The sequence below is a fragment of the Drancourtella massiliensis genome, from assembly GCF_016900655.1.
Lineage (GTDB): Bacteria > Bacillota > Clostridia > Lachnospirales > Lachnospiraceae > Sellimonas > Sellimonas catena.
This window is the reverse complement of sequence record NZ_JACJKH010000009.1, coordinates 101,013-118,729: the sequence shown is the minus strand read 5'-3', so window position 1 is coordinate 118,729 and position 17,717 is coordinate 101,013. Positions and strand designations below refer to the sequence as shown.

Below are 17,717 nucleotides of genomic sequence, written 5' to 3'. Positions count from 1 at the left end.
ATACTGGAAAAAAGGCAAAAAGAAACCATGAAGTTACAACTGCAACTCCATGGCCCATATGCCTTGTAATTCTAACTGCAACAACCTATGTTGCAATTAATTTTTCAATTAACCGAAATCAAACAGGAGACAGCCGCCGTGCGGACGGTCTGCTGTCATCAATAAAAAATGTAGGAGGCGGATTTTATGACGGAAACAGTGAAACTGTCGAATGGAGTTTCCATGCCAATGGAAGGATTTGGTGTGTTCCAGATACCGGAGCAGGAGTGTGAGCAGGTTATAAGAAATGCGATAGAATCCGGTTATCGTTTAATTGATACGGCCAGTTCCTATCAGAATGAAGAGGCGGTCGGCCGGGCAGTCAAAACCTGCGGCATCCCGCGGGAGGAACTTTTTATTACGACAAAAGCATATATTCAGGAAATGGGCTATGACAACACGATGAAGGCATTTGAGGATTCCCTGAAGCGGCTGGGGCTTGACTATCTGGATCTGTATTTGATCCATATGCCGTTTGGCGACTATTATGGATCGTGGCGGGCAATGGAAGAGTTGTACCGGGCAGGGCGGATTCGTGCCATCGGAGTCTGCAATTTCCTTCCGGACCGCCTGCTTGACTTCTGCTATAACGTGGAAATCAAACCGCAGGTCAATCAGATTGAGCGCCACCCGCATTACCAGCGCGCAGAAGATCTGCAGCTGATGGAAGAGCTCGGCGTGCAGCCGGAGGCCTGGGCACCTTTTGCGGAAGGATTGAAAGGAATGTTTGAGGAACCGATACTGATGGAGATTGCGGCGAAGCATCAGAAGACGCCGGCTCAGATTCTCCTGCGCTGGAATGTGCAGCAGGGAGTCATTGTAATTCCGAAATCGGTTCATAAGGAGCGCATGGAAGAAAACAGAAAGATCTGGGATTTTGAACTGGATGCAGAAGACATGCGGCGGATCGCGGGACTGGACAGAAACTGCCCGTCCATGCTGGACACCCGAAAAATCAGTGAGATCAGGCGAGTGTACGATTATCTGAACAACCCTGTTTTGACCAGTTTATAAGAGAAATAAAAGCTTGCAAAGGAGAATGGAATCATGATGAATATGGAAGTGAATGGAACGACCATTCAGGTGAAATTATACGAGAACAGTTCGGCGGAGGCGGTGAAAGAACTGCTGAAGAAAGGCCCGTTTACAATAGAAATGAAAGATTATGCCCACATGGAAAAGTTCGGAAGCTTTGGGATGCAGTTCCCGACGAACGACGAAACGATTACAACCGAAGCCGGAGATGTGATCCTTTCGGAAGGGAATCTTCTCGTTATCTATTATGCACCGAATACGTGGAATTTTACGAGGCTTGGAAAGATCCGGAATCTGTCAGAGACAGAATTGAAACAGGTACTTGGAAAAGGAAGTATTACGGCAGTCCTGACGCTGGCGGACGACGAATAACAAAGCGGGAGAGGTTTTGCGGCCTCTCCCTTTTCAATACCTGGCTTTTCAATGTTGTTTCTGTTTTTTTATTCATGTACTTTTAAGCCATGAAGCATTTTTACAAAGTTCGGATCATCGTGGTTTACGATTTCGCTGTGTCCGATATCCAGTTTTGCGATTTCGTTCATATCTTCTTCGCTGAGTTCAAAATCCCAGATGTTCATGTTCTGTTCCATACGGTCTTTGTGAACGGATTTTGGAATTACGACAACGCCGCGCTGTACGTTCCAGCGGAGAGCAACCTGAGCCGCGCTCTTTCCGTATTTTTCTCCGATAGAAGAAAGAACCGGATGAGTGAAGATGCCGTGGTTTCCTTCTGCGAATGGTCCCCATGCTTCCGGACGTACGCCGTATTCCTTCATCAGTGCAAGAGCGTCTTCCTGCTGGAAGAATGGGTGAAGCTCTACCTGGTTGACTGCCGGGATCACATCGACTGTCTCGCAAAGGTCTGCCAGACGTGCCGGATAGAAGTTGCAGACACCGATGGCACGAAGTTTTCCTTCTTTGTAAGCCTCTTCCATTGCACGGTAAGCTCCTACATAGTCACCCATCGGCTGATGGATCAGGTACAGATCAAGGTAATCAAGTCCCAGTTTTTCAAGAGAAGTCTCGATTGCTTTCTTTGCGCTTTCGTAGTCTGCATCCTGTACCCAGAGCTTGGTTGTGATGAAAAGCTCGCTGCGGTCTACTCCGCTTTCCTTGATTGCTGCGCCGACAGCTTCTTCATTCATATAGGCAGCTGCCGTATCGATCAGACGATAACCGCTGTTTATAGCATCCAGAACAGCCTGTTTGCACTGTGCCGGGTCCGGTACCTGGAACACACCAAATCCTTCTAGCGGCATTTTGATTCCATTATTTAAAGTAACATATTCCATGATTTTTACCTCCATTTCTTTTGATGACTTTATTGTAGTGGATCCTTTCAGAAAAGTACAATACAGGTTCCGAATTGTGCTATAATTGAAATGAATAGTAAAAGGAGAGATGTTTACATGATTGAAATCTATCTTCTGGAACAGCTGGTGGCGTTTGAAATATACGGAACGCTTTCGGCTGCAGCGGAATATCTTCATATATCACAGCCGGCGCTCAGTCATTCCATGCAGAAGCTGGAAGAACTGATGGGAGTTCCGCTATTTCACCGTCAGAAAAACAGGCTTGCACTAAATGAAAATGGCAGGCTTACTGCAGAGTATGCCCGGAAGATTCTGGAGCAGGAACGGGACATGGTAGAAAGGGTCCGGCTTTTTGACAAGAGCAGAAGGACAATCACCCTTGGCTCCTGCGCGCCGGTGCCGGTTTCGGATATTGTACCGCTTCTGTCAGGGCAGTATAGAGGGATGACGATTTCATCCGAGATTGTAAACAGCGATGAAGAGCTGATGGAGGGGCTGATGAAAGGTTCTTATCAGATCGTCGTTCTGCACCATGATCCGAAAAAGGACGGCCTGTATGCGGTACCGTTCCGGCGGGAACGACTGTATCTGTCTGTTCCGGAGCAGCATCCGCTGGCTGAAAAAGATGAAATTGTTCTTTCTGATATTGACGGACAGAACATTCTGCTCTTTACACAGATTGGTTTCTGGTACGAATTCTGTAAAGAAAAGCTTCCGCACGTTCATTTCCTGATGATGAATGAGTTTGACGCGTTTTCCGAAGTGGCGGAAGCAGGATCGTTTCCGTCCTTTGCGTCGGATGTACTACTGCGGCAGAATGGGATGCCGGAAGGGAAAAAGATTGTTCCGATCCTTGATCCCGAGGTGGACGTCACCTACTATCTGGTCTGCAAGACGACGGATCAGAAACTGTTCCAGCCTGTGTTCAGGAGGCTGCATACGATCAAATAGAAAAGTTCCGCTTTTCCCGTGAGGAGAGGCGGAACTTTTTTGACACGCTATGCTTTTTTAACCTGATAAATATTCAGAAGAAATACGGCTCCGATAATAAAGAAAAATCCAATGAGATCGGCGGCCGTAAACCGGGTGCCAAGCAGGAGAGCGGTCAGGATCACGGAGGAGACCGGATCAAAGTTTGCAAGGGTTCCGGCCTTCACCGGAGGCAGCAGTGATGCTCCGAAATGATAGAAGGTGGAGCCGGCCGCTGTTCCAATCAGGATCAGCCCGCAAAATCCGAGGATGACCTGCGGCGTGATGTCGATGGAATAGGTCCATGGGCGGACAAAAATGGAGAAAAAGATTCCGCTGATCAGCATTCCGCGCCCCACGATGTATTTGGCGCCGTAAGTCCGCACAATTTTTCCCGGAATCAGGGTGTAAGTGGAGTAGGAAAAGGCACAGATCAGACCGAAAACCAGGGCGTACCCGGAGATTGCAAGGTCCCCCGGCCGTCCGCCGGTGCTGATGATAAAGGTGCCCGCCACCGCGGCGATGATTGCGGCTGCTTCCGTCTTTTTCGGAAGTGTTCTGGTGCGGATGCAGGTGACGATCAAAATGATGATCGTGGACAGATACTGAAGCACCGTCGCGGTTCCGGAGTCGGAATAATAGATCGACATAAAAAAGGTAAACTGTGTCAGGCAGATACCGAAAATCGCGAAAAAGACCAGTGTCATCGTATCTTCCCTGGACTGCCAGATGGAAGGATGCGGATGTGCTTTGGAATCTTTTTTACGAAAAATCAGATCCAGCAGAATCAGGATAATCCCGGCGCTGATCTGCCGGATACAGAGGACAACCGGTGTCGGGAGTGCCAGATCGTGCAGCAGATACTGCCCGGAACATCCGGAAAATCCCCAACAGAGAGTTGCTATGATAATGGAAACGGTGCCGAGTAATTCTTTGTGTTTTGTCAGACGATGCATGAATTTTGATTCCTTTCTTTCTAAATGCGTCATATCCCAGTATTATAATACAAAACAGAGAAAGTGGCTATCAAAAAATAAAAGGAAGAAAGTGGCAGAGGGGTTCGTATCATGGAACGATATATAAGTATGACTAATGAATAATCATGCAAAATTATAATATACTAATATATTTCCAATCATTTTCACTTATGCTATGATGAAAAGCGAAAGGAAGCGTAAGCTTCGGCACAACCAAATATAGTTGAAAATTCTTCAAGATACATTCGCAGGACGGGAAACCTGTTTAGCCTTTGGCCGATGTATCTTTTTTATTTCCCATTCCTGCTGTATGGGGAGTAAAAAACACCCTTTACGGAATCATCCGTAAGAGGAAGCGAAACGCAAGGAGGATTTGAAAATGGAAAGAACAGTGGAAAATTTAAAGGAAATGATCCGCGCAGGACGCGGAAAGATCCCGGCACACAAGGTGATCCGGGGCGGACAGCTTGTCAACGTCATGTCAAGCGAAGTGTATCCGGCGGACATTGCCGTGTACAATGATATGATCGCGGCAGTCGGTGATGTGGAAGACTACATCGGACCGGACACAGAGATTATCGATGCCAAAGGAAGATACCTTGTGCCGGGTATGATTGACGGCCACATTCACAGTGAATGCAGCAAGCTCAGTATTACAAGTTACGCAAAAGCGGTTGTGCCAAGAGGAACGACAAGTATGATTTCCGGTCTGGATGAGTATATCTCCGTATCCGGTCTGGAAGGGCTGAAGGAAATCTTTGCTGAAGTGAAGAAAAGTCCTCTGAAAGTATTTTGGGGAGCGCCGTACAAGACTCCGTACACCATTCCGGAATCTACGGTTGCTTTTAATTTCACCAAAGAAGTGCATCAGGAAGTGCAGAAGTGGCCGGAATGCTTTGGAGTATGGGAAACAGTAAGAGAGTTCCTTCAGGAAGAAGATGAGGACACATTAGGGGCAATTGCCGAGGCCTTCAAGAACCGTCTTCCGGTTTTCGGATGTGCGCCGATGGCACAGGGCAATGACCTGAACGGTTACCTTTGCGGAGGAGTACGTCTTGACCATGAAAGCTACACCCATGAAGAGGTAGTGGAGAAGATGCGAAAAGGAATGCACATGCTGATCCGTGAATCATCGGTTACTCATTTCCTGGAAGAGAACATCAAGGCGGTAACAGAGGTCAACCCTGCATTTGCGCGCCGTGTCAGCTTCTGTACGGATGATGTGACCGCAACGGATATTCTTGAAAAGGGACATCTTGACAACGTGGTACGTCTGGCAATCAAGGCTGGAGTAGAGCCGATGACAGCGATTCAGATGGCAACCATCAACAGCGCGGAAGCATACCGGATCGACCATCTGGTAGGCTCCATCTGCCCGGGAAGAATCGCGGATATTCTGTTTGTCGATGATCTTCACAATTTCAATGTAGAAGAAGTCATGACAAATGGTAAAATGGTAGCAAAGGACCACAAGCTTAGCTATGAGCTGCAGGCGCCGGAGAGAAGTTCTGTATTAAAAGGGGTTCTGAAATGCAAAAAGACAACAAAAGAAGATTTTGAATACCGGACTTCCATTGAGAACGGGGAAGCGAAGGTACTGGCTATGGACGTCAAAGGACCGTTCGTCCGTAAGAGAAGAGATGTCGTACTGAAAGTGGAAAACGGCATTGTGCTTCCGGATCCGGAACAGGATGTGGCAATGGTATCTGTCCTCGAAAGATTTGGAAGAAACGGAAACAAGTCTCTTGCATTCTGCTCCGGATGGAAACTGAAAAAGGGTGCCATGGCTTCCTCTGCGGCACCGGATGACAATAACCTGGTTGTCATGGGAGTCAGTGCGGAAGATATGTCCATCGCTGCAAACTATGTGATCGAGCAGGGCGGCGGACAGGTTGTTGTTGCAGACGGCGAGATTCTGGAATTTCTGCCGCTTCCGGTCGGAGGAATCGTAAGCGATCTGGAACCGGAAGAAATAGCGGCATGGGAAAAGAAAATCGACCATGCGGCAAGAAGCCTGGGATCCGATCTGCCGGACCCGATGATGTACATGTTCTTCCTGCCGATTACAGCGATCCCGGATTACGCCATCACGGATGCTGGCCCGGTTGACTATACGGCGCTTACTACATTTGAACCAGTCCTTGAAGTTACTGAGAAATAGAAGTAGAAGAAGAAGGTAGAGATCATGAAAAAAGAAGAACTGAAAAAGCTGATTGATACGGCAGCCGGAAGAATCCCGGCGGATGTTGTGATTCAGAACTGCAAAATTGTCAATGTATTTTCGGGAAAAATAGTAGAGGGAAACATTGCCATCTGCGGAGACCAGATTGCAGGAATCGGCGACTATAAGGGAAAAGAAGTGATCGATGCCGGGGGCCGGTATGCGGCGCCTGGATTTATCGACAGCCATATTCATATTGAATCTGCTTATGTAAGCCCGGAAGAGATCGGACGTCTTCTTGTTCCTCACGGGGGAACAACGATCATTGCGGATCCGCATGAGATTGTCAATGTCTGCGGAATCAGAGGGCTGGATTATATGATGGAGGCCGCAAAAGGGACGAAGCTTGATATCAAGTATGTACTTCCATCCTGTGTTCCGGCTACTCCGTTTGAACATGCCGGCGCGGTCATCAATGCTCCGGAGATGGAAGAGCCGATCAAGAGGGACGGAATTCTCGGACTTGGGGAATTCATGAACTTCCCAGGAGTCATTGCGGCGGACGAAAGCGTGCTGGACAAACTGATGACAGCCAAAGAAGAAGGAAAGATCATTGACGGACACGGCCCTGGAATTACGGGAAAAGAACTCAATGCCTATGCGTCAGCGCGAATTCTTGCAGATCATGAGTGTTCTACTGTAGAGGAAATGGAAGACCGTCTGGAACGGGGAATGTATATCCTGTTAAGACAGGGATCTGCCTGCCATAATCTGCGTACATTGATTAAAGGCGTGACACCGGAAAACAGCAGACGGTGTCTGCTCTGTTCCGATGACCGCCAGCCAAAGACCATTTTGCACGAAGGACATCTGGACAACCATCTCCGGATCTGCGTGGAAGAAGGACTGGATCCGGTGACGGCGATCCGGATGGCGACACTGAATGCGGCAGAATGTTTCCGCCTCTATGACAGGGGAGCTATCGCGCCGGGATACCGTGCGGATATTGTCCTTCTGGATGATCTGAACGATTTCCATGTCAACCGTGTATGGATTGCGGGAGAACTGACGGCGGAAGAAGGAAGATACCTTCCGGAAATTCAGTTCCACGATATTTCTTCCGTAAAAGGAAGCGTAGTTGTAAAGGATTTCTCCAAAGAGAAATTCAAAATGCATCTGAAATCCGGTCATGTCAACGTGATCGGTATTCTGCCGGGAGGAGTTGTGACGAAAAAGGAAACAGCGGATATCAGACTGGATGAAAATGGGGAATTTATCCGGGACCCGGAAACAGATATCGTGAAAGTGGCTGTGGTGGAACGGCATCAGGGAACAGGAAACGTGGCCTGTGGATTCTTGAAAGGATACGGAATCAGGGAAGGTGCGGTTGCTCTTTCTGTGGCTCACGATTCCCACAATATCATCGTGGTCGGAGTCAGCGATGAAGAAATGGAATTTGCGGTCAACAGTTTGATTGCTCAGGAAGGCGGCATTGTTCTTGTGAAAGAGGGAAAAGTCATCGAGAGCATGCCGATGCCGATTGCAGGGCTGATGAGCGATCAGAGCGGTGAGTGGGTAGACCAAAAGCTGACCGACATTCATGAGAAGGCTTATTCAGAGCTTGGAATCAGCGGAGAGGTAGAGCCGGTTATGACACTGTGCTTCATGTCCCTTGCGGTGATTCCGGAGGTGAAACTGACCGATATGGGACTGTTTGATGTGACAACCTTCTCCTTTATTTCGACAGAAGCATAATACTTAAAAAGAAGAGAGAGAAAAAAATGAATAAAGAGAAAACACTTGTGCCATGGTTTCAACGTGGCGACATTGGTGGAATGACCTATTCCATTACAAATAACATTGTAAACTATTTGATTGTTATCACAACTCTTTCCGGCGTCCTGGAATGGCCGGATGAGATTGTATACGGATCCGTTATACCGGGTATGTCTGTAGGTCTGATGCTGAGCGGCATTTATTATGCGTTTATGGGACGGCGGCTTTCTAAAAAAGAAGGACGGGCAGACGTAACGGCTTTGCCATCCGGTGTTTCTACACCTGCCATGTTCGTTATGCTGTACGGAGTGATCATGCCGCTTCACTATGCGCTCAATGATCCGGAACTCGCATGGTCGGCAGCGGTAGCAGCATGTTTCATTGGAGGTGGAGTGGAAGCTCTTGGTGGATTTATCGGTCCGTGGATGAAGAGAAAACTCCCAAGAGCAGCACTTCTCGGAACGGTTTCCGGGATTGGATTTATCTGGATGGCGACGCAGGGAGTATTTGATGTGTTTGGAGATCCGCTTGTAGGACTTCCGATCCTGCTTGTCGCGTTCGTGGGCATTTTTGGAGGCTATCTGTTCCCGAAGAAGATTCCGCCGCTGGTGGTGGCCATTGTAGGTGGAATCGTATATGCATTTTGCCTTGGACGGACAACCGTTGATTTCAGCGGGATCGGATTTTACATTCCGAATCCGGTCAACAGTGTGCAGCATCTGATTAATGGATTTTCTGTGGTACTTCCGTACCTGACCATTGTGATTCCAGTGGAAATTTATAATTTCATCGAGACGATGGACAATGTAGAAGGTGCAAATGCTGCCGGGGACAATTACGATGTGCGGGAGACACAGTTTGCGGACGGAATCTGTACCATGCTTTCCGCAGTCTGCGGAGGGGTCATTCCGAACACGGTATGGCTTGGACATGCCGGACTGAAGAAATCTCATGCCGGAATCGGATATTCACTTGTTTCCGGTCTTGTACTCGGAGCGGCAGGAATCTTCGGACTGTTTACCTTTTTAAGCAATATGGTTCCGCCGGCAGTGTGCGCGGTGACCTTCCTCTGGTGTGCCGTGGTTATGGTAGCACAGGCCTTCAAAGACTGTCCGGTAAAGCATTATGGTGCCATTGCCGTGGCCATGGTTCCGCCGGTTGCGGACTATTTGTATACGCAGATCACCGGAGCAGTGGGACTTGCCGGTTACAGTACGGAAGTGTTGGCGGACGGAACGTCCGGCTACAATGCAGAAGTTACACAGATGATCAAAGATGCCGGGGTGATGTGGAACGGTGTGCCGGGCGTAAAAGCCGGGGCAATCATTATTGGAATTCTGCTTGGAACCATGACAGTCTTCATCATAGAAAAACAGCTTCATAAAGTAGGGATTACGGCTCTTGTAGGTTTTCTGCTTGCCTGCTTTGGATTTATCCACAGTGCACAGCTGGGCTTTTATCCGACCTCGCCGTTTGCGATCGGATATCTGATTATTGCCGTGCTGGCATTCCTTCTTCACCTTGGAAGAAATACCTGGTTCAAAGGGCCGGATGATTTTGAATATGTATAAGATTCAGCTGCCGGGTTCCCGGTGCCGCCATGTGCATCATCGTATGCACATAGGCGGCCAGGGGAACCTGGCTTTTTGTTTCCGTGACAGCCAGGAAATTGTGCAAAAAAACAAAACAGGCTTGCCCGGAGTAAAGAATTGATTTATCATAATATTATCTGACAGAAAGAAAGGAGCTTATTATGAAAAAGTTATGTTCATGGCTGCTTGTCCTGGTACTGGCTGCGGCGTCCCTCGCAGGATGCGGCTCTCAGAGTACGGATGAAGGCAGTAAGCAAAGTGAAGAAAATTCTGCAAAGCAGGAACAGACCGCAGAGCCGGTGGATGTCAATATCGCGGCACTGAAGGGACCGACCGCCATGGGAATGGTGAAGTTCATGGATGATGTGGACAAGAGCGAAGTGGATGATGAAAATTACAACTTCCAGATTGCGGCATCCGCAGACGAAGTGACACCGAAGCTGGTGCAGGGAGAGCTTGACATCGCGGCGGTACCGGCCAACCTGGCATCCGTACTGTACAACAATACAAAAGGTCAGGTACAGGTTCTGGCAGTTAATACACTTGGTGTTCTCTATATCGTTGAGAACGGAGAGACAGTACAGTCAGCAGCAGATCTGAAGGGAAAGACGATCTATGCAAGCGGAAAAGGGTCTACTCCGGAATATGCGCTGAATTATATTCTGACGGAAAACGGAATCGATCCGGCAGCAGATGTGACGATTGAGTGGAAGAGCGAGCACTCGGAATGTGTGGCGGCACTGGCAAATGATCCGAGCGGAATCGCAATGCTCCCGCAGCCGTTTGTGACGACAGCGCAGACAAAGAATCCAAATATCCGCGTTGCGCTGGATCTGACAGAGGAATGGGATAAGATTCAGGAGAATAAAGAGGAGAAGAGCGCGCTTCTGACAGGAGTCGTTGTTGCGAGAAGCGAGTTTGTAAAAGAGAATCCGGAAGCAGTGGCGAATTTCCTCGATCACTACAAAGAGTCCGTTGACTATGTAAACAAAAATACGGATGATGCGGCGAAGCTGGTTGGACAGTATGAAATTGTGACGGAAGAAGTGGCGAAAAAAGCGCTTCCGGAGTGCAACATTGTCTGCATTACCGGGGATGAGATGAAAGAACAGCTTTCCGGATATCTGCAGGTGCTTTTGGATGCCAATGCGCAGTCAATAGGAGGAGCGTTGCCGGAAGATGATTTCTACTACAGCGAATAAGAAGAAAAAAAGAACAATCAGATTATGGGCTGTGGCAGTCTGGCTGCTTGTGTGGCAGGCAGTCAGCACTTGGATCGGACAGGAGATACTGCTGGTATCTCCTGTTGTTGTTTTCAGGAGGCTGACAGAGCTTGTAAGGGAAACTGAATTCTGGCAGTCCATCGGATTTTCCCTGGTACGGATTCTGGGCGGCTTTCTTATTGCCATGGCAGCGGGGATTCTGGCGGCAGGACTTTCTGCCCGGTTCAGGCGTATTCGAGAGCTTCTTGCGCCTGCGGTGCTGACGATCAAGGCGGTTCCGGTCGCGTCCTTTGTCATCCTTGTGCTGATCTGGGTGCCCTCCCGGAATCTTTCCATCGTGATTTCCTTTCTGATGGTATTTCCGATTCTTTACACGAATGTACTGGATGGGATCCTTAGTACGGATTCGAAACTTCTGGAGATGGTGCAGGTATTTGATGTACCGAAGGCAGTACAGATCCGTTATGTCTATGTTTCGCAGGTCCTTCCGTTTTTCCGGTCAGGGTGTTCGGTGGCTCTTGGACTTTGCTGGAAGGCAGGGGTGGCGGCGGAAGTGATTGGAATTCCGGACGGCTCTATCGGAGAAAATCTGTACAATGCCAAAGTCTATCTGAACACGCCGGATCTGTTTGCGTGGACGGTGGTGATTGTGCTGATCAGCCTTGTATTTGAGAAACTGTTTCTGGCGGCGGTAGACCGGATTGTCAGTCATTTGGAAAGGATGAGCTGAGATGGATAATGGAAAAATCAAGATTTCCCGTCTTTTTAAGTCCTATGGTACGCACATGGTGCTTGCCGGTTTCTCGGCGGAGTTCGAAAAAGGGAAGACTACATGTGTTATGGCACCGTCCGGTGCGGGAAAAACGACGCTTCTTCGGATTCTGGCCGGACTGGAAGAGGCGGATTCGGGAAGTATCGAAGGAATGGAAGAAATGAAAAAGAGCATGGTCTTTCAGGAGGACCGGCTCTGTGAGAATTTAAGCGCCTCCGCAAATATCCGGCTGGTGCGGCAGAAAAAGCCGTGGGGCCGGGACCGGGAGGAGGTGCGTCAGATCCGGGAAGCAATGACGGCGGCCGGACTGTCCGGGTGCGAGGATCAGCCGGTCCGGGAACTTTCCGGCGGTATGCGACGGCGGGTTGCGCTTTTACGGGCACTTTGCTGCGACTGGGATATCCTGTTTCTGGATGAACCTTTCAAAGGTCTGGATGAAGAGACAAAAAAACAGGTTATGGACTATACGAAAGAAATGTGTACCGGAAAGACGGTGATCTTTGTTACACATGACAGCAAAGAGGCGGCGCAGATGGGGGCAGTCTGTATCAGCCTGGATCATAAAGAAGAGGAAAGACAATAAAAAACCGGCGGCAGTCACTGATGTTTGACTGCCGCCGGCTCTCTTTTTATATTAACCTTCGATGGAGATGTAATTTGCCTGCTCAACTTCCTTTTTCGTTTCCTTTGGAACGGAGATCTTCAGGATACCATCGGCATATTTTGCACGAATATCATCCTGGTGAATAGCATTGCCTACATAGAAGCTCCGGCTCATGGTGCCGTTATAACGTTCACGGCGGATGTAGTTGCCCTTCTTATCTTTCTCGTCGTTCTCTGTATTCTTCGAAGCGGAGATGGTCAGATATCCTTCTTTCAGCTGAACATTGATTTCGTCTTTCTTGTATCCAGGAAGATCGACATCCAGTTCATAGGAATCATCTGTGTCCCTGATATCTGTCCTCATTACTGATGTAGAACTCTTCTTGCTGTAAGAAGGTGTTCTTCTAAAGAAATCATCATCAAATGGGAAATCCATCCAGTCATCAAATAAGTTCTCTCCAAAAATACTAGGCATCATCATAAGTCATTTCTCCTTTCAATTGACAAAATATTTATGTAATCACCCCCGCTGGGGGAGTGGTATTTCGGGGCAGGTACCTGAGCTTTCCGGCTCTTTTCTATCTGTTCCCTTTGTTCTATGTGTAATATAGCACTTGATATTAGCACTGTCAAGAGGTGAGTGCTAATTTTTTGAAATTTTTTTGCAAATCTTGTAAAATCGGTGTTTGCAAACATTTTCCACTTTTGAATTTGAGTATAGAAAAAGCGGTTGATCTCCAAAGGAGAAACCGCTTTGTATGAATTGCTTATTGCTTTATATAGACGCTTAACTGTTCTTCAATGTTGCGTCCGCTGTACATGACACGAAGAATTGTTACCACCTGTTCTTCCACATCCGGAAGATAAAACACGATATAGTTATCTACCGCAACAAAACGTAAACCTCGGCTATGCCACGGTTCTTTTCCATATCTCGGAAAGCGTTCCGGCATTTCATCTAAACTTAATATCTGCTTTTCCAGACGTTCCAGTTGCTTTTCGGCATTTTCTGGTGACAAAAGTTCAAAAGTGATATACTCAAATATCCCTCGCAGATCTTCCTCAGCCTGTATTGATGTGACTACGTTAAAAATCATAAGCTATAATCTTTGCGAATATCAGCAAAAACCGTCTTTGCATCTTTGGTTCGACCTGCTTTCATATCCACATATCCTTTCTCCAACTCTGCATGCAGTTCTTCTGTTCCCAGCATACTTATATCTGTGAGCGTTCTGTCTGGGATTTTCACTTCAAAAGGAAGTCCCCGATGTAAGATAATCTGTTTATAAAACATATTGATAGCGTTAGAAGCAGGAATACCAAGTGTGGAGAGGATTTTTTCGGCCTGCTCTTTGACTTCAGGTTCTATTCTTGCATATAAATTTGCTGACTTTGCCATAATAACACAATGCTCCTTTCTCGTTCATATCTTTTTCTTTATTATACACAGATGTCCGCACAATAGCAATACGTTATATCCTGCGCTCCAATGATACGGTTGAACTGCTCTAACGTTCATAACTAATATTTTCTTCATACAACATTTTTTCGCACATGAATTTCACTCTGTTCAAATCAATAATCTGACTTTTTAATATTACTTTCATTTCTTGAAGGCTCAATGAGTTTTTCTTTTTCATAAAAACGGATATTAGAACGGGATAGACCTGTTCGTTCTTCTACATCTTTCATAGTCATGTTATGCATCCCCTTTCAAGCAACTCTAGTTTACTTAATAATAAGCTGTAAACAAGGCTTACAGTCAAGGATTTATCAAAAATCCGTCTATTAAAGCTGGAATAGCCGCAATAGACGGAGAGTCTCCAATTCTTTATCAACTTCAAATCTTTTTTACTAAATCTATTTATTTTCCCGTCTTACCCGGCAAGGATTTCCGTAAGCAATCGTGTTGCTTGGAATGTCCTTTGTGACAATACTGCCTGCACCGATAACAACGTTATCACCAATCGTGACGCCAGGCATAATAATTGCGCCTCCGCCTATCCATACGTTGTCACCGATTACGACAGGCGCGGTCTGTGTTTTGCAGAATTCAAAGGAGCCATCTTCTTTCGGTGAACCGAAACGGTCGGAAGCGTTGGTTGGATGAAATGCTGTGTAAATTTGAACATTTGGGGCGATCAGCGCATTATTGCCGATCCGAATAATATTATCGTCCAAAAAAGTACAATTCATGTTTACTTCACAATTATTGCCAAAATAAATATTGTTACCATAATCGACATAGAAAGGAGCGGTAATCCAGAGATTTTTCCCTTTTCCGCCAAGTAATTCATTTAAAATGCGTTCTTTTTCCTGTGCATTTGCGGAATCTGTCTGGTTATAGTCCCTGGCCAGGTCCTTTGCTTTATGCCATTGTGTCAAAAGCTCTTCATCGCCGCAGTCATAAAGCTGTCCGGCAAGCATTTTTTCTTTTTCCGTCATCTAATGTTCCTCCATTACTCAAAGATATAATTATTATATCTTTTTCTATAAAAAGAGGAAATAGATAAAAGGTAAACAAGTATTTTAAATTTTCCGGTTATAATAAATTACAGTAATTAATTCCAGAAGCATCATGGCGGCTAACATGATGCCAAACGCAAGTGTCATAGGTACCGATAATACTTCTCCGATGACAGAATGCCCCAGCATACATGCAAGCAGGCAGAGAAAGCAGATGCCTTCCGACCATAAAAATGCAGTACTTCGGGATTTGATCTTTACAAGCAAATTTCTCTCGTCAAGTTCGTTGATTTTATCTTCTCTGGACAGACCGGCGGATAAACTGCGGATTAGAATCCCAATCCCGAAGAACAGACATAAAACCATGATCAGGCTTCCCTTGATATCGAAGCCTTTCCAGATGCTTGCAATCAGCATCGCAATGCCAAGCAGGCAAAAAAACAATCCAAGGAAAAAATTATTCTTGTTATAAATCTTCATACTGCTTATCCTCCTTCTTTTTATTCTCTTTCAGACAGCATAAGTCCTCAACGGTGACACCGAATATCAGGGCCATCCGGTAGGCCAGCATCAGGGACGGACTGTACTGCTCCTTCTCGATGGAAATGATCGTCCTCGATGAAACGTGAACCAGATCAGCCAGCTGCTGCTGTGTCATTTTTGCTGCTGTTCTTAATTCTTTTACTCTTGTTTTCATGTGTACCCTCTCATCAATGTGAAGTCAGCTTCTTGTGAAGTTAACTTCATGTTATCAGAAGAATATGAAAATGTCAACAGATATATGAAGGAAACTTCATATTCCGGCTCCGGATGATTTCCCCATAAAAAAGCAGGAATCCCATTTATCCAGGAATTCCTGCTTTTTATATAGATAGCGTCAGCTATTGGTATTCTCGTCCGATTCTTTTGAACCCATCTTGAAGAGAAGGATTGTGCCGGTGCGGTTCAGATAGGAAAGCAGTGACAGCCCGATCGGAAAACCAAACAGACCGACTACACCGAACAGCTGGACACCGGCGAACATGCTGACAAGTGTAATAACCGGATGAAGTCCGATCTGTCCGCCTACGATTTTTGGCTCAATAATGTTGCGCACGACAGTGATGAATACATAGAGCAGCGCAAGCTTGATCGCTCCCGGAAAATCTCCGAGGATTGCAGAAATAACAGCCCATGGAATCATGATACCGCCGGTACCGAGAACCGGAAGAATATCAAAAACTGCAATGCACAAAGCGATCAGAACTGAATTCCTGATACCGATCAAAGTCAGGCCGACAGCCAGCTCTACAAATGTGATGCTCATGATCAGTGCGTAGGAGCGGATGCAGACAAATAATGTACCGACCACATACTGCTTGATCTGCCGGACCACGTTCTGGGCTTTGTCGCTTAACTGGCGCATGCAGAAAGCGGATAAGGCTTCGTAATCCATAGCAATAAAGAAGGTAGAGATGATCATTAAAACCAGCCGGATGAAAAGCATCGGAAGGGAGGACGCAATATTGGAAATTGCCTCCATACTGGTAAGAGAAAGATTCGATACAATTCCACGAAGAGACTGCATAAGCTGGTTCCACAAATAATCTACGGTATCCAGAATAGAAGGATCCGCCTGCTGGATCGCGTGTTCCAGCTGATCGAAAAGATCAATCAGGACCGGATTTACATACCGGAGATAAATCTGCGGAAGCCTTTGTATCAGGTCGCTTACATAAGAAAAAGCCCGGATGCTTCCAAGCACTAAAAGTGTACCGATTGTCACATAAAATACCAGAACCACAAGAATGGCTGACAGCTTCCGGGGAAGCTGTGTTTTTGTGGTAATAAACTGAATAGGGCGTCTCAATATATAGGCAATAAAAAGCGCCGCGACAAACGGGAAAAGAAAGGACAGCGCGAACCTCAGCACAAAAAAGGCGAGGGCAATAATAATTGCGAAGTACAAAAAGTTAATGATGAATTTTGTCCGTTTTTCCATTTGTTTTCATAACCTCATTCCATGTTCAATATAGAAATAACTCACTAATAATTAAGATATCGGAGATTTGTGAAAGTGTCAACAGAAAGTATGCTGCCAAAGCAGTTTTTATGCTTCTTCCAGCGGAAATCTCTCCCATATTTTTCCCAGACGTTTTGCAATCAGTCCGACCAGAAGGGCAGCGGCAACGGTTCCTTCCCTGACACCCTGAAGGCTTTGAGTAAACACGAGCGAAAGGATGCAGGCAGTCAGTACTAATGTCACATCAAATCCCACCTTCATATAACCGAATTTGACCGGAAGAACCTGGCAGATGGCAAGGACTACTCCTTCTCCGGCGAGAACGACTACACCGGCCTTGACCTCCAGGCTGACCCCGACGGCTACCAGAAAGATACCCGCCAGACAGACAATCCACTGCTGCCAGTATGTATGGCACTGTATGCCGCGGACCGCCCAGACCGCGAAATCAGTGAGATATCCAAAGAGAAAGGCTACAGGAAGCTGCATCAGCTGAATCAGATGATATTTTCTTCGGAGAATTAAAATCTGGAGCAGTATAAAAACGCAGTGCATGAGAATAGTAGCGGTTCCTACAGTAAACGGAGAAAACAGGCTGATGACATAAGGAACACTGGAGATCGGCGATGTCCCGAGACTGGCCTTGATGGAAAATGCCACCCCGAAAGCCATGATGGTAAGACCGGCCAGGAGAATGAAATACCGCTTAAAAAGGGTAACAGTCAGTTGATTATGCATGATACTCATTCCTTTCGATAAAACTACAGTGATGCGTAAAAGCGCATCCAT

General features: G+C 46.7%; 21 protein-coding genes. 10 read left to right on the top strand and 11 right to left on the bottom strand.

From position 1 onward, the window contains the following. From H6A32_RS06940 to H6A32_RS06930, 3 genes are all read left to right on the top strand, one after another. A partial coding sequence (locus H6A32_RS06940) for a hypothetical protein (RefSeq protein WP_204863994.1) occupies nt 1-272 on the top strand: 272 nt, incomplete at its 5' end. Continuing rightward, nucleotides 187-1,053 carry an aldo/keto reductase gene (locus H6A32_RS06935; RefSeq protein WP_204863993.1) on the top strand — a complete coding sequence of 289 codons (867 nt, stop codon included), beginning with the start codon at nt 187-189 and terminating at the stop codon, nt 1,051-1,053. The genes H6A32_RS06940 and H6A32_RS06935, both read left to right, overlap by 86 nt. Before the next feature lie 33 nt (nt 1,054-1,086). Further along, a complete protein-coding gene (locus tag H6A32_RS06930) occupies nt 1,087-1,446 on the top strand; it encodes a cyclophilin-like fold protein (RefSeq protein WP_191427756.1) in 360 nt (119 codons plus the stop codon). A 68-nt stretch (nt 1,447-1,514) separates the two neighbouring features. On the opposite strand, the gene H6A32_RS06925 is transcribed toward H6A32_RS06930, so the two are convergent. Further along, the gene (locus H6A32_RS06925; protein ID WP_275950813.1) at nt 1,515-2,366 is read right to left on the bottom strand and encodes an aldo/keto reductase; all 852 of its coding nucleotides are present in this window, start codon (nt 2,364-2,366) and stop codon (nt 1,515-1,517) included. A gap of 117 nt (nt 2,367-2,483) precedes the next feature. Between H6A32_RS06925 and H6A32_RS06920 the strand changes: the two genes are divergently transcribed. After that, a complete protein-coding gene (locus tag H6A32_RS06920) occupies nt 2,484-3,338 on the top strand; it encodes a LysR family transcriptional regulator (RefSeq protein WP_204863991.1) in 855 nt (284 codons plus the stop codon). A gap of 47 nt (nt 3,339-3,385) precedes the next feature. On the opposite strand, the gene H6A32_RS06915 is transcribed toward H6A32_RS06920, so the two are convergent. Next, the gene (locus H6A32_RS06915) at nt 3,386-4,312 is read right to left on the bottom strand and encodes a DMT family transporter (RefSeq protein WP_204863990.1); all 927 of its coding nucleotides are present in this window, start codon (nt 4,310-4,312) and stop codon (nt 3,386-3,388) included. Between the two features lie 400 nt (nt 4,313-4,712). On the opposite strand from H6A32_RS06915, the gene H6A32_RS06910 reads away from it, so the two are divergent. The 6 genes from H6A32_RS06910 to H6A32_RS06885 all read left to right on the top strand — a co-directional run bounded on the left by H6A32_RS06910 (nt 4,713) and on the right by H6A32_RS06885 (nt 12,440). Beyond that, complete coding sequence (locus H6A32_RS06910) at nt 4,713-6,494, top strand: adenine deaminase (protein WP_087254695.1); 1,782 nt, start codon at nt 4,713-4,715, stop codon at nt 6,492-6,494. A gap of 24 nt (nt 6,495-6,518) precedes the next feature. Beyond that, nucleotides 6,519-8,249 carry an adenine deaminase gene (gene ade / locus H6A32_RS06905; RefSeq protein WP_204863989.1) on the top strand — a complete coding sequence of 577 codons (1,731 nt, stop codon included), beginning with the start codon at nt 6,519-6,521 and terminating at the stop codon, nt 8,247-8,249. Between the two features lie 26 nt (nt 8,250-8,275). Further along, nucleotides 8,276-9,841: a xanthine/uracil/vitamin C permease gene (locus H6A32_RS06900; protein ID WP_087169644.1), complete on the top strand. Its 1,566-nt coding sequence runs from the start codon at nt 8,276-8,278 to the stop codon at nt 9,839-9,841. Between the two features lie 182 nt (nt 9,842-10,023). Further along, nucleotides 10,024-11,064, top strand: coding sequence for an ABC transporter substrate-binding protein (locus H6A32_RS06895; RefSeq protein WP_204863988.1), 1,041 nt, complete (start codon nt 10,024-10,026; stop codon nt 11,062-11,064). After that, the gene (locus H6A32_RS06890; RefSeq protein ID WP_204863987.1) at nt 11,042-11,815 is read left to right on the top strand and encodes an ABC transporter permease; all 774 of its coding nucleotides are present in this window, start codon (nt 11,042-11,044) and stop codon (nt 11,813-11,815) included. Before H6A32_RS06895 ends, H6A32_RS06890 begins: the two co-directional genes overlap by 23 nt. 1 nt (nt 11,816) lies before the next feature. After that, entirely contained in the window at nt 11,817-12,440 is a 624-nt protein-coding gene (locus H6A32_RS06885; protein WP_087169641.1) for an ATP-binding cassette domain-containing protein, read from the top strand. 51 nt (nt 12,441-12,491) lie between these two features. Here H6A32_RS06885 and H6A32_RS06880 read toward each other — a convergent pair whose 3' ends face one another. The 9 genes from H6A32_RS06880 to H6A32_RS06840 form a co-directional block, all read right to left on the bottom strand. Beyond that, nucleotides 12,492-12,941, bottom strand: coding sequence for an Hsp20/alpha crystallin family protein (locus tag H6A32_RS06880; protein WP_204863986.1), 450 nt, complete (start codon nt 12,939-12,941; stop codon nt 12,492-12,494). A 286-nt stretch (nt 12,942-13,227) separates the two neighbouring features. Next, on the bottom strand, nt 13,228-13,557 hold the full coding sequence (locus H6A32_RS06875; RefSeq protein WP_087169638.1) for a type II toxin-antitoxin system RelE/ParE family toxin: 330 nt from the start codon (nt 13,555-13,557) through the stop codon (nt 13,228-13,230). Further along, the gene (locus H6A32_RS06870) at nt 13,554-13,859 is read right to left on the bottom strand and encodes a type II toxin-antitoxin system RelB/DinJ family antitoxin (RefSeq protein WP_207753136.1); all 306 of its coding nucleotides are present in this window, start codon (nt 13,857-13,859) and stop codon (nt 13,554-13,556) included. Before H6A32_RS06870 ends, H6A32_RS06875 begins: the two co-directional genes overlap by 4 nt. Before the next feature lie 176 nt (nt 13,860-14,035). Continuing rightward, nucleotides 14,036-14,158: a MerR family transcriptional regulator gene (locus H6A32_RS06865; RefSeq protein ID WP_330677504.1), complete on the bottom strand. Its 123-nt coding sequence runs from the start codon at nt 14,156-14,158 to the stop codon at nt 14,036-14,038. A 162-nt stretch (nt 14,159-14,320) separates the two neighbouring features. Further along, nucleotides 14,321-14,905, bottom strand: a complete 585-nt coding sequence (locus H6A32_RS06860) for a sugar O-acetyltransferase (protein WP_204863985.1) — start codon at nt 14,903-14,905, stop codon at nt 14,321-14,323. A gap of 84 nt (nt 14,906-14,989) precedes the next feature. Next, nucleotides 14,990-15,406 carry a hypothetical protein gene (locus tag H6A32_RS06855; RefSeq protein WP_191433792.1) on the bottom strand — a complete coding sequence of 139 codons (417 nt, stop codon included), beginning with the start codon at nt 15,404-15,406 and terminating at the stop codon, nt 14,990-14,992. Beyond that, nucleotides 15,393-15,623 carry a helix-turn-helix transcriptional regulator gene (locus tag H6A32_RS06850; protein WP_118636519.1) on the bottom strand — a complete coding sequence of 77 codons (231 nt, stop codon included), beginning with the start codon at nt 15,621-15,623 and terminating at the stop codon, nt 15,393-15,395. The genes H6A32_RS06855 and H6A32_RS06850 overlap by 14 nt, the downstream gene beginning before the upstream one ends. Nucleotides 15,624-15,803: 180 nt before the next feature. Next, a complete protein-coding gene (gene ytvI / locus H6A32_RS06845) occupies nt 15,804-16,907 on the bottom strand; it encodes a sporulation integral membrane protein YtvI (RefSeq protein ID WP_204863984.1) in 1,104 nt (367 codons plus the stop codon). 108 nt (nt 16,908-17,015) lie between these two features. Continuing rightward, nucleotides 17,016-17,666: a YczE/YyaS/YitT family protein gene (locus H6A32_RS06840; protein ID WP_087169633.1), complete on the bottom strand. Its 651-nt coding sequence runs from the start codon at nt 17,664-17,666 to the stop codon at nt 17,016-17,018. Between the last annotated feature and the right edge of the window lie 51 nt (nt 17,667-17,717).